Below are 13,597 nucleotides of genomic sequence, written 5' to 3'. Positions count from 1 at the left end.
TTAAAGCGTGCTCGGTCGTAGAAAAAACGGTGCTTGTGTAGCAGATTTTGCGGGAAAATACGTCGATGTAACGCAACATGCAAAAAAGTTAATCCTTGTAAAGATTATTGCAAATTTCTTAATTAATTGCTAATGTCGGGGAAAGTAAAGCCGGAGGCCGCGCAGAGGCACAGGGACGCAGAGACGCCGGTATGACAGATATCAGAACAGCCGTATGAATAACGATCATAAAAACTTAGCCAATAACGAGCGCGATATCCTCGCCAAACAGATAGCCAACGTATTTTTCACCGAATCCTTGTTTGATGCGCTGCCGGACGTGGTCTTCTTCGTCAAGGACATGGATGGCCGTTACGTAGTGCTGAACCAGACGCTGGCCAACCGCTGCGGCTATAAAGATAAGTCTGCGCTGATAGGCCGCACCGCTGTAGAAGTATTCCCGGCAGCACTGGCCAGCACCTATGACGAGCAAGACCATCTGGTATTGCGTGGCGAACAGGAATTCCACGACCAGCTGGAGCTGCATCTTTATCCGGACCATGATCCCGGCTGGTGCCTGACAAAAAAAATAGCGCTGCGCGACGCAAACAAAAACATCATAGGTCTGGCAGGTATCTCGCGCGATCTGGCCATGCCCGATCAGCGCCATCCTGTGTACCACAAGATTGCCGCTGCGGTCCGGCACCTGCATACGCACTACGAACAGAATATACAGATGGCGGATCTGGAGCAGATCACCGGCTTGTCTGTGGCGCAGATCGAACGCTATTTCCAGAAAATATTTACTTTGACGCCAAGGCAGATGGTGACCAAGGTCAGGCTGGACGCGGCATCCGTGATGCTGGCCGACATGGGCAAGAGCATTACCGATGTGGCCGCTGCCTGCGGCTATCATGACCACAGCGCTTTTTCGCGGGTGTTCAAGTCTACGGTCGGCGTGACACCGAGAGAGTTCCGCGATGTGTTGGCGAAAACCCGCGATACCGCCAATTAAGCGCGGGCAGGGGCGAGCCGATTGCCTCCCGCTATCAGACTAAGAGGTAGAATGAGGGGACCGGTCAGCGGCGCGCGGTGTGCATCATTCGTGCATCTCTAGTGCACCATCAGTGCGCCATTGACCCATTTTCCTTAGCGGACTCATTGCCTTGCCTTTTACCTTATCCCACCCCGCCGCAGTGCTTCCACTGCACAAGCTGTTAGGCCGCCGCTCGTCCATTTCTGCAATGGCTATCGGCAGTATGGCGCCGGATTTTGCCTACTTCCTGCCCGGCATTCATGGCCTGATGACGCATAGCCTGGCCGGTATCCTGATCTTTTGCCTGCCTGCGGGTTTGCTGGCCTATTTCATTTTCCATTTGCTGATCAAGCGCCCCGCCTGCCTGCTGCTGCCGGAGTTTTTATTGTCGCGCCTGCGCGGCCAGGTATTCGGCGCCGGGACCTTGCCCTCGGTTTCCATCTGGGTGCTGGCCTGCTCGGTGATGCTGGGGGCCGCGACCCATATCGCCTGGGATGCGCTGACGCACAGGAATTCTGCGGTGGTCAACCACGTTGATCTGCTGCGCAGCGTGGTTTTTACCGTGGATGGCAGCCAGGTCTATCTGTATAAATTGCTACAGCATCTGAGCACTGCACTGGGTTTGCTGGTACTGGCGTGGTGGGTGCAGTCATGGCTGACACAGCCCGCTACTCCTGCCGATAGCGATCTACTTAAGGATACAAATCAACTGGAACCGCCGGCCAGTCTGAAAGTCTATATCGCAGGCGGTATTTTCATCGCCAGTGCCTTGTGCTGCGCAGCTGCCGGGTTCCTGCATTGGGGTTTTTCGCTGGAGCGCTGGCTGTTTCACGTCACGGTTGCCGGTATCAGCGGTTTCGTGCTGGCCCTGCTGTGCTACTGCACGGCGTGGACAGCATGGACTGCTACGGCAGGGGCCGGCCAGCGCGGTTACTGATGCGCGGCCACGGGCGGCTTGGCTATCGATATTTTCTTTCAGGAGTTTCTGATGTCCAAAATTATTGGGATTGATCACGTGCAAGTCGCTGTTCCGCAGGGCGCGGAAGATGAGGCGCGCAAATTTTACGGTGGTCTGCTAGGGTTGAATGAAATCCCCAAACCGGCCAATCTGGCGGCACGCGGCGGCGCCTGGTTTGAATGTGGCTCCTTGCAATTGCATGTGGGGGCAGAGGCTGACTTCAAGCCTGCCAAAAAAGCCCATCCAGCCCTGCGCGTGGAGAGCCTGGACTATTTTATGCACAGGCTGCAACAGGCCGGCTATGAATTCAAGGCAGATGAGCCTATGGAATATTTTGACCGCGCGTTCACCTTTGACCCTTTCGGCAACCGTATAGAACTGATGCAGGCGCGCGCAGGCAAGCCGGCTTAGCTTTTTTCCTCTCCTTTTTTTCCTGTTCATGGCGGGAGCGTAGTCTATGATGACAAGGTGTCTGCGCTTTGTCTCGCCAGGCCGCTTCGCTGCTAATGATCAAATTCAAGGAGATGCCCATGTCCACAGAGTACAAGCCGGTGGTACACGAGATGATTGCTTATCTGCGCGTGCGGCGCGCGCCTGATGCTATCCGTTTTTACCAGCAAGTTTTTGGCGCCAAGGAAACTTTTCGCCTGGACGAGCCTTCCGGCCGGGTCGGCCATGCGGAGCTGGAGATAGGCGGCGCCAAATTAATGCTGTCGGACGAATATCCGGAGTACGGCATCCTGGGCCCGGAGTCGGTAGCGGGTACGGCGATGGCGATGTATCTGCAGGTCGATAATGTCGACAAGCTGATGGAATCCGCAATAGCCGCCGGTGCAACGGTGACGATGCCGGCACAGGATCAATTCTACGGCGAGCGCAGCGGCAAGATACGCGACCCCTTCGGCCACGAATGGATGTTCAGCCATCAAATAGAACAACTTTCTGTGGAAGAAATGCAAAGGCGCTTTGACGAAATATCCAAGTCGTCGTAAGGTAATGTTTCCCCTATCAATGAAGAGAGAGTATGAACGAGGCTGTATGGATGCCGGTGGCGGAAAAAGAAATCGGCATCACACGTTTTCCTGCAGGGCAAAGCAATCCGCGTATCACGCAATACCATGAAAACACCAATGTCCGCGGCTATGACGACAAGGTCGCCTGGTGCTCGTCATTCGCCAACTGGTGCATGCAGCAGGCAGGCATTAGCGGCACAGGCTCGGCGCTGGCGCGCTCGTGGCTGGAGTGGGGCATGCCGCTGCAGCAGCCCCGGCCGGGTTGCGTGGTCGTTGTCACACGTGAGGATCCCAAGGGCTGGAAAGGACATGTGGGATTTTATCTGCGCAGCGACGCGGAGTTCGTCTATCTGCTGGGCGGCAATCAGCTGGAGCAAGTGCGCGAACACTTTTATCCTTTGGCTGACGTACTGGGCTACCGCTGGCCGACGGGGCAGGCCCTTTGAAGGCACGATAATCGGCTCAAGCCGGGAGGGAGGCATGCCTTGCATGCGGAAGAATTTTTCACTCCTCCAGCAAGCTGCCTACCCTTGTCGGGAAGATAGGCAGGCGTGCCTCATCCTTATGCCAGCCAAATAGCGCTTGCGTCGCCGCGCCGCAAATCCTGCCCTGGCAGGCACCCATGCCGCAGCGCGTATGCAGCTTTGCGTCGCGCCAGCCGGCATGCTCCAGCAACTGCCTGTAGCTGACATCTTCGCAGCGGCAAACCAGCGTTTCCGCATCGGATAGCTGCAATACTTCCTGGCGCAATGCAAAGCTTTCTTCAAGCTGCCTGGCGAAAGCCTGCCATTTACCGCGCCGGCCAAAAAATTCCCTGGCCCGCTCTTGTTCCCCAATCGCCGCATAGCCGGCGACCGCGCCTTCCGCCAGGCTCAGGTCTACGCCGCCTATGCCTGTTCCCTCGCCGGCGCAATACACATTTTCCAGGCTGCTGCGCTGCCATTCATCCACCTGCATTTTGCCGTCGGTGATGCGGCAGCCCACCGCGGAAGCGAGCTCGGTATTGGGCAGCAAGCCATAGCCGCAAGCTAGGTAGTCGCAGGCGATGCGGTGCTCCTTGCCATGGATGGATGCCGTCACCTGCTGCAATTGCGTATCGCCATGTGCTGCACGGATAAAGCTATTGCCGGTATAGCGTGTCGCCCTCAGTTTTAGCCCCAGCCCCAATTGCGCGGCTTGCCGCAATTTGCCCGGTGTCGCCAGCAATGACAGGGCAAATCGTGACAGGCTGCGCGGGCTTGCCTGCTCCAGCACATGGCTGACGATGGCGCCTTGCTCCAGCAGGCTGGCAGCGCTTGCCAGCAACAAGGGGCCGCTGCCGGCCACTACCACGCGCTTGCCGGCAACAGGGAATCCGCCCTTGCTCAATGCCTGCAAGCCTCCGGCCCCGGTGACGCCGGGCAAGGTCCAGCCGGGGAAGGGCAGCAATAGCTCGCGTGCACCGGTCGCCAGTATCAGTTTTTCATAGTGAAAGCTGATTGCATCGTGCTGCGTTTGTGCGAGTAGTTCTCTGTCTGCGACCGCATGTACGATGCGGGTTTGCGTATGGTAAGTAATATTCGTAGCGCTACTGATCGCTGTTGCCAATTCCCTGGCGCGGCCGTCGCGGTGCTTTTCCGCGCCGCCGCGCCATATCTGCCCGCCGGAATAAGGGTTGTCTTCGATAATGCCCACACGGGCACCGGCAGAGGCAGCACTGCGTGCCGCCGCCAGGCCGGCCGGGCCTGCGCCTACTACCAGTATTTCATAAGCCAGCTTGTTCATGCCCGCTCCCCGGTAACGATATGCATGCCTGCTTCAACCAGGATCTGGCAAGCCAGTTGATGCGACCTGCCATTGACGGTAACCCGGCATTCCTGGCAGACGCCCATGCCGCACACTGGTGCGCGCGCTGTGCCGGTGACCGAGATGCGTGTTGTGATGGAAGAGGTGATAGCGATGGCCGCAGCAATACTGATCCCTGGATCCACAAGGATGTCCTGCTCATTGATGAAAAGGCGAACTTGCTCAGGCATGCGTGTTTCGCTCCAGTAGGCGCGCCGGCAAATAGGGCTCTGCCGGTATCGATGTAGACGCGCCGCATATCTGGTCGGCCAGCAGTTCCGCTGTTGCCAGCGAGGTCGTGATTCCCAGCCCTTCGTGGCCCACTGCCAGCCATAGATGCGCATGCTCGGGGTGCGGCCCTATCAGCGGCAAACCGTCCGGCGTGGCAGCGCGAAAACCGGTCCAGCTGCGCAGGATATTCAAGTCCGCGAGCCTTGGAACAAAGCTGACCGCATGCGCCAGCATTTTGCGCAGGATGGCCATCTCCACCGCCTTATCCATGCTATCAAACTGGCGCGATGAGCCTATCAGGATTTGCCCGGTAGGCCGCGGCTGCAGGTTGAATGCCACCGAATCGCCGTCGCTCGCATGGGCGCTCTTGATATAACCCAGCTCCACCAGTTGATGCCGGATAAAGCCGGGGTAGCGGTCGGTAATCAGCAATTGCCCCTTCTTGGCACGCAAGGGCAGGTCCGGCAATAGCATCGCTGCGGCAAGGCCGTTGGCGACGACGATCTTGTCCGCCTGCAGTTGCCTGCCATCGCTGCAGATGATTCGATTCCCGGTGACGGCTGTCACTTGCGCTTTTACCAGCATCGCGCCAGATGCGACGGCCTGGTCAAGCAGGATCTGCGCGCTTTTCGGCGGATACACCAATGCGTCATCGCTCACCAGCAAGCCGCCTGCAAGGCCGGGGCGCAAAGCAGGTTCAGCCAGGTACAGGCTGCGCTCATCCAGCAGCTCGCAGGCTATGCCATTGCGCTCAAGAATGCTTTGCTTGGCGCTGGCGGCAGCCATTTCTTCCGCATCGGTCGCCACCCACAGCGTGCCGCAGCGGCTGTATTCATGCTTGCTCTCTTGGCCCGCGACCAGCTTTCTCCATAGCTGCAGCGAACGCTGCGTCAGCGCCAGTTCTGCCGGATTATCATCCATCACCACCAGATGCCCCATACCGGCGGCAGTGGCGCCTCCCCCTGTTGTGGAAGCTTCCACGATAGCCACCTGTAGGCCGCGGCCCGCCAACGCAGCGGCACAGGCGCAGCCGACTATGCCGGCGCCGATGATGATGACATCAACGATAAGGTCGGCGCTAGCGTTCATGATGTGACCGCAGTTTCAGCGTATACCCCAGACGAAAGGATCGCGCTCATCCAGCAGCAGCGTGCCCTCTGCATTCACAAAGGCAGTACCGCGTATGCTGGGCAGGATTTTTTCACCGTCGCGGCGGTAGCTGCCTTCGAACACGCTGCCTATGATGCTTTCCTGGCGCCAGCTTTCGCCCGCCGCCAGTTTGCCATCGGCCGCCAGGCAGGCCAGCTTGGCACTGGTGCCTGTGCCGCAAGGCGAGCGGTCATAGGCCTTGCCGGGGCATAGCACGAAGTTGCGGCTGTGGTTGAGCGAAGATTCAGGCGCGCCGAACAGTTCTATATGGTCGATCACGGCACCCTGCTCACCGGTAATGCCGGCAGCTTCCAGCGCCTGTCGCACACGCCAGCTAAAGTCGCTCAGCGCATCCACATTGGACAGGCTCAAGTCCTGGCCATGCTCCGCCAGCAGGAAAAACCAGTTGCCGCCCCAGGCGATATCTCCGTAGAGCGGGCCGTACCCGTCAAGCTGGATAGCCACATCCTTGCGATAACGGTAGGCAGCTACGTTATGTACCGTCACGCTATGGTCGGCATGCAATTCCACGTTGACGATGCCGACCGGCGTTTCTATCCGGTGCTTTCCCTCTGCCAGCTTGCCCTGGTAGGCCAGGCTGGCGACAAAACCTATCATGCCGTGGCCGCACATGCCCAGATAGCCGACGTTGTTGAAAAAAATCACCGCCGCCGCACAGGAGCTGTCATGCGGTACGCAGGCCAGCGCGCCAACGACTACATCGGAGCCGCGCGGCTCGCAGACGGTGGCGCTGCGGTAATGGTCAAACTCCGTCCTGAAGCGGGACAACCGCTGCGGCAATGGGCCGTTGCCCAAGTCAGGGCCACCGCCGATAATCAGGCGGGTCGGCTCGCCGCCGGTATGGGAATCGATAATGGAAATTTTTTTCATGACGTCATCTTCAAAAACATCATCTTAAAAAGGAAGCGACACTGCCGTCTTGAGCACTTGCTGCCTGTTTAGTGACGAAATCGGCACAATCTTGCCAGCCTGCACACTCCAGCATTGATTTTACGGGCTTTTGTTTTTTGTAGGTAAAATGCTCTGATCGCGTTTTGATTGCCTGCCCATGTTCGGTCTGCCTACTACTGCCACTGCACCATTTTGTCCATCCGAAGTTGCCGGTACGGTTTTCGTGCCGACCAATGCGCCGTTCTGGAAAAAAGCCATGCGCTTTGTCGGGCCGGGCCTGTTGATTTCCATCGGCTATATGGACCCCGGCAACTGGGCGACTGCGGTGCAGGCCGGTTCGCAATTCGGCTACCAGTTGCTGTTCGTCGCCTTGCTGTCCAGCCTGGCGGCTATCGTGCTGCAGTGCCTGAGCATGCGGCTGGGCATTGTTACCGGCAAGGACCTGGCAGTGCTGTCGCGCGAGAACTATAGTCCGCGCATGAACAAGTTCATGTGGGTGCTGGCAGAACTGTCCATCATTGCCTGCGATCTGGCCGAGGTGCTGGGCTGTGCGCTGGCGTTCAAGCTGCTGCTGGGCGTGCCTTTGCCCTACGGCGTATTGCTGACGGCGCTGGATACGGTGCTGGTGCTGGGCCTGAAAGGCAAGGGCTTTCGCCAGGTGGAGGCTATCATCCTGGCGCTGGTTGTGACGATAGGCGTATGCCTGTTCACGCAACTGGCCCTGGTCAGCAACGACTGGGGCGCAATCGCCGCCGGTTTTGTCCCTTCGCTGAGCACATTGTCCAGCCGTGAGCCGCTGTATCTGGCCATAGGCATACTCGGCGCGACCGTGATGCCGCATAATCTCTACCTGCATTCTTCCGTCGTGCAGACCCGCGTGGTGGAGAGAAACGACGCAGGCAAAGGCGAGGCGATCTGGTTTTCCCGGTTGGATACCATCTTCTCGCTATTGATTGCCTTGCTGATCAATGCGGCCATCCTGATACTGGCGGCCTCTGCCTTCCACCGCACCGGCAACACCTCGGTGACTGATCTGGACGATGCCTACCATTTGCTGGATCCTGTCACCGGCACCGCCATGGCCGGCATCCTGTTCGGCATAGGCTTGTTTGCTGCCGGCCAGAGCTCCACCTTTACTGGTACGATTGCAGGCCAGGTCATCATGGAAGGCTTCCTGAAGCTGAAGATCCCCTGCTACCAGCGCCGCCTGATTACGCGCGGGCTGGCGCTGGCGCCCGCGCTGATAGGCGTGCTGACGCTGGGTGAGCATTCGGTAGGGCGCTTGCTGGTAATGAGCCAGGTCGTACTCAGCCTGCAACTGCCGTTTGCGATGTACCCGCTGATACGCTTGACAGGGCGGCGCGATCTGATGGGCAATTTCGTCAATTCGCGCCTGACCAGCACCATCGCGTGGATATTGTTCGCGGTGATTTCATCGGCGAATATCTGGCTGGTGCTGCAGGTATTCAGTTAAGCCGGGCAAATCTTTAGTCCGGCTTGCCGGTATTGGCAAAGTTCTTTAATCTGCCTACTTGCTCCCCCAGCACACCATTGACGGCCGGCGCTATTTTTTCAAAGCCGCCCTGCATATAACCGCCTACGCTATAAGTCATCACCAGCTTGCTGCTCGGCTTGTCCGGAGTGGCGCCCGGGTTTGCGCTAATCTGCCAGCTCATGCTTCCGGCCACGCCCGAACCCTGCAGGGGCCCAAGCGCGCCCGCCATGCGCAATAGCTGCCCCGGCTTGGCAAACACCACGGCCAGGTGCTGTACGCCGCCATTCGGCAATTGTTCGCAAAAACAGCCGCCCGGCTTGGCATCGATGGACATATTCCTGGCATTGCCGGAGTAGGTGTGTGCAGGGTTCCACCAGCCGCCGATATTAACCAGGGTTTTATAAGCCTGCTCCGGCGTCTGGTCAACGACGATCTCATGCCTGATCAGGAAGCCCGAAGGGGTGAGGTCGGCGACTTCGGCATTGGCCTGGCCTGCCAAAGTAGCCAACGCCAGCAGCGACAAGGCCGCAGGCATCAACGCGGCAGTGGTTTTTGGAATTGAAGTTTTCATCACGCTGCTCCCCCGGTTTTTCATGGACTGGTTTTATTGAGTACGCATTTGAATATCATGTTTTTCAGCAACCCAACTGGTCCGCAAGCTCGATCAGGCTGCCCGCATGGAAGGTATTATTAGAGTCCGCCGACACATCTTTCATTTGCTTGCTGCCGTATTCCAATGGACGTTCTATGTAGGCTGTCCTGAGGCCGCAGGCGCGGGCGGCATCCAGGTCGCTCTGGTGTGCAGCGACCAGCATGACCTGTTCAGGCGGCACGTCAAATACCTGGCTGACGCCGAGATAGGTGGCCGGGTCAGGCTTGTATTTCTTGAAGACTTCCGCCGACAGGATGCAATCCCAGGGCAGGCCGGCATGTTTTGCCATATTGGTGAGCAGGCCGATATTGCCGTTGGACAGCGTGCAGATCGTGAATGCCGATTTCATCCTCTGCAAGCCGGCAACCGAGTCCGGCCACGGATCCAGCCTGTGCCACACCTTGTTCAGATGCCGCTTTTGCGCTTCGCTGAGATTGGTGATTTTGAAGTCGGCCAGCATCTGGTCCAGTATCATCCGGTGCAGGTCATCAATCAGCGTCCAGCCCAGCTCGCCCAGCATCACGCGCTGCATCGCGGGTACATAGCCGGCGCGCCACGCCAGCGCGAATTTGTCGCCATCCACGCCCAGGTGCATGGCATCCACTTCCCTGGCGATACTGCCATACCAATCCACAACGGTGCCAAATATGTCAAAAGCCAAAACCTTGATATTGCTGGATAAATTGTCCGTCATGGAGTCTCCCGGTTATTTTTTTACGGCTTTACTTAGAGGCTGTTGCGAAATTGGCCTGGCTAGGCGTCGCCGACGAAGACAGTGCTTTAGCACGGCTAGGAGGCGTAACAACGCCAGGGTGATTTCGCAACAGCCTCTTAGAACGATGATCCTTTTTCTTGCAAAAATGCGGTCTCTTCTACTGTCGAGATACGTCCCAGAATCCGGTTACGGTGCGGGAAGCGGCCAAAGCGCGCGATGATGTCGCGGTGCCGTGTGGCATAGTCTACATAGCCGGTAAAGGTCTGGCTCTTTTGCTGGCCGTTGTCGATGTCGGCTGCTGCCAGTCCGCTAAACAGTTGCACCGATTGTTCTTGGTCGGCCAGCGATTCGGAATGCTCCAGCGGCAGGTAGAAAAACACTTTTTGTATGGGCCGCAGAGTCAGGTCCATGCCTGCCGCCAACCCCTGCTTGCACCAGGCGCGCGCCTGATGGTCGAAGGCGAAGGATTGCGGCGTTTCACGGTACATATTGCGCGGAAACTGATCAGTAAGGATGATCAGGGCCAGCAAGCCTTCCGGGCTTGCCGTCCACGGCTCCAGTACTCCGCTGGCGGCTTCCTGCACATAGCTGCCGAAGCGCTGCAGTATCATGGCATCGGTGTCATCCCGCTTTTGCCACCATAGCTTGCCTTGCTGTTTCGCCGTTACCTGGTCATCCGGATCGGTACCGAACCAGAACTCCAGGATGCTTTCTATAGTCTCCATTGCCTGCCTTTATTAGAACTCATTTCATCAATAGGAGCGAGCCGCTAAAATCCGATGCCGCAAGCCATAGTAGCGCGGCAAAATTCAATATCACGGTCAGCCAGAATACGATCTGGAACGATGTTTTTTTGTTCTTGTGATGCAGCAGGCTCTGCGCCAGCAGGGCGCCCGGCCAGCCGCCGGCGAGGCTGACTGCATGCAGCGTATTTTCGCTGATGCGCCAGCGATTGTTCTTTGCCGCCGATTTGTCAACGGCATACATCGCCAGGCTCAGCACACTGGCTACGCCGTAAACCAGCGCTAATATCCACGGCATCTCATTTTTCCTTATAGTGTGCAGGGCGTTTCATCGCAGGTTCCTAGCTCAGCTTCTTGCGCTGCTGTAGCATTTCTATGGCTTTCAGCAGCCGCTGTTGCCGGGTCGCGTCGCGCTTTGCCTCCGTGATCCAGCGCGCATATTCCTTGCGGTAGGTATATGCCAGTTGCTGGAAAAATTCGTCGGCGTCGGGATGCTTTTCCAGCAAAGCCTGCAAATCCGGCGGAACTTCCACTTCGCGCGGCTCCAGGTCCGGTTCCACCGTGATGGCGACTTCGTCACCGGCCTGCTTGCCGAGTTTTTCACGGATTTCTTTCAGTATCAGCAGCAAGTGGCATTCGCTTTCCATACGAATCAGCGAACCCCTATAGGCGATACCGTCTATGCTGGCCTTGATCTTCACGCGCTTGCCGCCGAAGACCTGCTCCACATCGAAAGGGACCTCCACAAAAGCGCCGCCGCCGTCTCCCTGCTGTATGCGCGCGCTGAAACGCTGTATTTTTCCTGTTGTCATTATTGTTTTATTTAGCTGGAGATTATGCCGATGCATAATTTACCATAACTGACTTGCCGCATGCTTAGCTGCGGAAGCCGGAAAATGATCGCGCCGTGGCCGCTTGTCAACGGGTGTCGCAGCAGAACAAATTTCCCAATTTGCTGCCGTTGAGGGTAATAAGCTGAAGTATCATCCACCCTTGGCGTGTTTCCCCTATACAAGTGTATTCTTTGTGAGCGAATCGATAATAACTACCAGCAATCCCTACCGGCCCGATCGCGTGCGCGCGCGTCTGGCTGCAGGCATAGGCTTATCGATTTTGCTGCATGCCTTTATTTTATCGCTGCAATTCGGCATTCCCGGCCTGGCTTTGCCCGGGCTGGAACTGCCCTGGAACAAGCGTCGTGCGCAAGCGCCCGAGCTGACAGTCCAGCTTGCTGACGCCGCGCCGCCGGCGCTCCCTCCACCCTTGCAGCAACCTGTGCCTGAATTAAGCGCCCCGTTGCCTCCCTTGCCTCCGTTATTCCCGATACCCAAGCCCATATCGGAAGGCTTTACGCTGGTGGCACCGGTGAAGCCACCGGAACCGTTGCCTGTGACGAAGGCGCCGGCCAAGCCGAAAGCGCTGGTGGTCAAAAAAACCAGTAAAGTAAAACCGCCACCACCTTTGCCTGTTGCAGAAGAAGCCAGCACCTCGCCGCCGCAACTGATTACGCGCCTGGACAATAGCGACGACAAATTCGTGGTGCCGGTTCCCAGCCCGGAGGAACCGCTCAAGCCCGCATCCACCGTGACCGACAAGGTGGCATCGGTGGCACAGGTAGCGGAACCCCAGGTGGCCGACGTCGCTGCATCGCAGCCCGCTGAAGACACTAATCTGCAAAAGCAACTGGCGGAAGCCGAGGCCAGGCATTTAAGGGAAGTGGAAAGGGAAGTGGAAGAGCGCAAGCTGGCCGACGAGGCAAAGCAGCAGGCCGCGCTGCTTGCCCAAAAACAGGAAGAGCGCAGGCAGGAGGAACGCAAGCAAGAAGAACGGATGCAGGCACAGCGTGCACAGGAAATGATTGCTACGGCGGCGCGCCAGCAGGAAGCCGATGCCAGGAAATTGGCGGAAGCAAACGCGGCACTGGCAATGCGCCGGCAGCAGGAGGCGCTGCAATTGCAAGCGAAGCAGCAAGCCGAGCTGGAGAAGCAGCGGGAACAACTGAAATTGCAGCAGGCCAGAGAGGAACTCGCCAGGGCGCAGCAACTGGAAACTCAGCGCCAGGAAGAGCAAAAACGCCAGGAGCAGGCACGCCAGCAGGCTGTGCAACTGGCGCAGCAGGAAGAACAGAAAGAGCGAGAAAGAGAACGCATACTGAAAGAGCAGCAGGCGCAGGAGCGAAAGCTGAAGGAACAGGCGGAGGAAACGGCAAGGCAGCAAGCCCTGGCCCAAACTGTGGCCCAGGCGCAGGCAAGGCAAAAGCAACTGGATGAGTTCGCCGCCAAACAGCGTGCCGACGAGTTGGCACGCCAGCAGGCGGAAGCCGCGAGCTTGGCAAAGGCGGCCGCCAATGTCGCCAATGCTGCAGCGGCCGGTAGCGGCAATGCCGACGGCAAGCCGGCCCAGGGTTTTGTCTTGCCCAAGAGCTTGCTGGGTAGCGACCTCGCCAGCAGGGCGCTGGACCAGGCGAAAAAGCTGGATCTGCTGCGCGGCAATCCGCCGGTACGCAGGGTGGACGAAGAAGTCAAGGGACGCCGCCGCAGCCTGCTGGGCACGATCAAGGAAGACGTGCCGCTGCGCATGTATGTGGAAAGCTGGCGCCAGAAGATAGAGCGCAACGGCAACCTGAACTACTCGCGGATTGCCAAGGACAAGGCCAGGGGCGATCCCGTGGTCACTGTCGCGATACGCAGCGACGGCAGTGTCGAAGAAATCATCATTAACCGCTCCAGCGGCCGCGCCGACATTGATGAGGCGGTGCGCCGTATCGTGACGGTCAATGCGCGCTATAGCGCTTTTCCGCCCAATATTGCGGAAAAGTACGACGTGATAGAAATCCGCCGCATCTGGAATTTTGATGAAACGCTGAAGATACTGGAAGAAATGCAGTAAA

16 protein-coding genes are annotated in these 13,597 nt (G+C 58.0%); 7 read left to right on the top strand and 9 right to left on the bottom strand.

The window, feature by feature from the left end; translation table 11 throughout:
* The first annotated feature begins 214 nt into the window (after positions 1-214).
* The 5 genes from IEW12_RS13105 (at position 215) to IEW12_RS13085 (ending at position 3,432) form a co-directional block, all read left to right on the top strand.
* Positions 215-994: an AraC family transcriptional regulator gene (locus IEW12_RS13105; protein WP_188566460.1), complete on the top strand. Its 780-nt coding sequence runs from the start codon at positions 215-217 to the stop codon at positions 992-994.
* Positions 995-1,145: 151 nt separating this feature from the next.
* Complete coding sequence (locus IEW12_RS13100) at positions 1,146-1,952, top strand: DUF4184 family protein (RefSeq protein WP_188566459.1); 807 nt, start codon at positions 1,146-1,148, stop codon at positions 1,950-1,952.
* Positions 1,953-2,003: 51 nt separating this feature from the next.
* Entirely contained in the window at positions 2,004-2,384 is a 381-nt protein-coding gene (locus IEW12_RS13095; protein WP_188566458.1) for a VOC family protein, read from the top strand.
* Between the two features lie 119 nt (positions 2,385-2,503).
* Positions 2,504-2,965, top strand: coding sequence for a VOC family protein (locus tag IEW12_RS13090; RefSeq protein ID WP_188566457.1), 462 nt, complete (start codon positions 2,504-2,506; stop codon positions 2,963-2,965).
* A gap of 32 nt (positions 2,966-2,997) precedes the next feature.
* Positions 2,998-3,432 (top strand): TIGR02594 family protein, encoded by a 435-nt coding sequence (locus IEW12_RS13085; protein ID WP_229751086.1) that lies wholly within the window; start codon positions 2,998-3,000, stop codon positions 3,430-3,432.
* Between the two features lie 58 nt (positions 3,433-3,490).
* On the opposite strand, the gene IEW12_RS13080 is transcribed toward IEW12_RS13085, so the two are convergent.
* From IEW12_RS13080 to IEW12_RS13065, 4 genes are read right to left on the bottom strand one after another with little or no spacing between them, the layout of a single operon-like run.
* Positions 3,491-4,750 (bottom strand): NAD(P)/FAD-dependent oxidoreductase, encoded by a 1,260-nt coding sequence (locus IEW12_RS13080; RefSeq protein ID WP_188566456.1) that lies wholly within the window; start codon positions 4,748-4,750, stop codon positions 3,491-3,493.
* The gene (locus tag IEW12_RS13075) at positions 4,747-5,001 is read right to left on the bottom strand and encodes a 2Fe-2S iron-sulfur cluster-binding protein (RefSeq protein WP_188566455.1); all 255 of its coding nucleotides are present in this window, start codon (positions 4,999-5,001) and stop codon (positions 4,747-4,749) included. The genes IEW12_RS13080 and IEW12_RS13075 overlap by 4 nt, the downstream gene beginning before the upstream one ends.
* Positions 4,994-6,130, bottom strand: a complete 1,137-nt coding sequence (locus IEW12_RS13070) for an NAD(P)/FAD-dependent oxidoreductase (protein WP_188566454.1) — start codon at positions 6,128-6,130, stop codon at positions 4,994-4,996. The genes IEW12_RS13075 and IEW12_RS13070 overlap by 8 nt, the downstream gene beginning before the upstream one ends.
* Before the next feature lie 15 nt (positions 6,131-6,145).
* The gene (locus tag IEW12_RS13065; RefSeq protein ID WP_188566453.1) at positions 6,146-7,081 is read right to left on the bottom strand and encodes a 4-hydroxyproline epimerase; all 936 of its coding nucleotides are present in this window, start codon (positions 7,079-7,081) and stop codon (positions 6,146-6,148) included.
* Positions 7,082-7,259: 178 nt separating this feature from the next.
* Between IEW12_RS13065 and IEW12_RS13060 the strand changes: the two genes are divergently transcribed.
* Positions 7,260-8,576: an Nramp family divalent metal transporter gene (locus IEW12_RS13060; RefSeq protein ID WP_188566452.1), complete on the top strand. Its 1,317-nt coding sequence runs from the start codon at positions 7,260-7,262 to the stop codon at positions 8,574-8,576.
* Between the two features lie 13 nt (positions 8,577-8,589).
* On the opposite strand, the gene IEW12_RS13055 is transcribed toward IEW12_RS13060, so the two are convergent.
* The 5 genes from IEW12_RS13055 to IEW12_RS13035 form a co-directional block, all read right to left on the bottom strand.
* The gene (locus IEW12_RS13055; RefSeq protein ID WP_229751085.1) at positions 8,590-9,168 is read right to left on the bottom strand and encodes an SRPBCC family protein; all 579 of its coding nucleotides are present in this window, start codon (positions 9,166-9,168) and stop codon (positions 8,590-8,592) included.
* A 64-nt stretch (positions 9,169-9,232) separates the two neighbouring features.
* The gene (locus IEW12_RS13050) at positions 9,233-9,943 is read right to left on the bottom strand and encodes a haloacid dehalogenase type II (RefSeq protein WP_188566451.1); all 711 of its coding nucleotides are present in this window, start codon (positions 9,941-9,943) and stop codon (positions 9,233-9,235) included.
* A gap of 137 nt (positions 9,944-10,080) precedes the next feature.
* Positions 10,081-10,689, bottom strand: a complete 609-nt coding sequence (locus IEW12_RS13045; protein WP_188566450.1) for a DUF924 family protein — start codon at positions 10,687-10,689, stop codon at positions 10,081-10,083.
* A 19-nt stretch (positions 10,690-10,708) separates the two neighbouring features.
* A complete protein-coding gene (locus tag IEW12_RS13040; protein ID WP_188566449.1) occupies positions 10,709-11,005 on the bottom strand; it encodes a DUF1294 domain-containing protein in 297 nt (98 codons plus the stop codon).
* Positions 11,006-11,048: 43 nt separating this feature from the next.
* Positions 11,049-11,519 carry a YdeI/OmpD-associated family protein gene (locus tag IEW12_RS13035; RefSeq protein ID WP_188566448.1) on the bottom strand — a complete coding sequence of 157 codons (471 nt, stop codon included), beginning with the start codon at positions 11,517-11,519 and terminating at the stop codon, positions 11,049-11,051.
* 214 nt (positions 11,520-11,733) lie between these two features.
* Here IEW12_RS13035 and IEW12_RS13030 point away from each other — a divergent pair, with 214 nt between their 5' ends.
* Entirely contained in the window at positions 11,734-13,596 is a 1,863-nt protein-coding gene (locus tag IEW12_RS13030; RefSeq protein WP_188566447.1) for an energy transducer TonB, read from the top strand.
* The last annotated feature ends 1 nt before the right edge of the window (position 13,597 follow it).

The organism is Parundibacterium terreum, assembly GCF_014636315.1.
GTDB lineage: Bacteria > Pseudomonadota > Gammaproteobacteria > Burkholderiales > Burkholderiaceae_D > Undibacterium > Undibacterium terreum.
The sequence above is the reverse complement of the archived record's forward strand: the minus strand, read 5'-3'. Positions and strand labels throughout refer to the sequence as shown.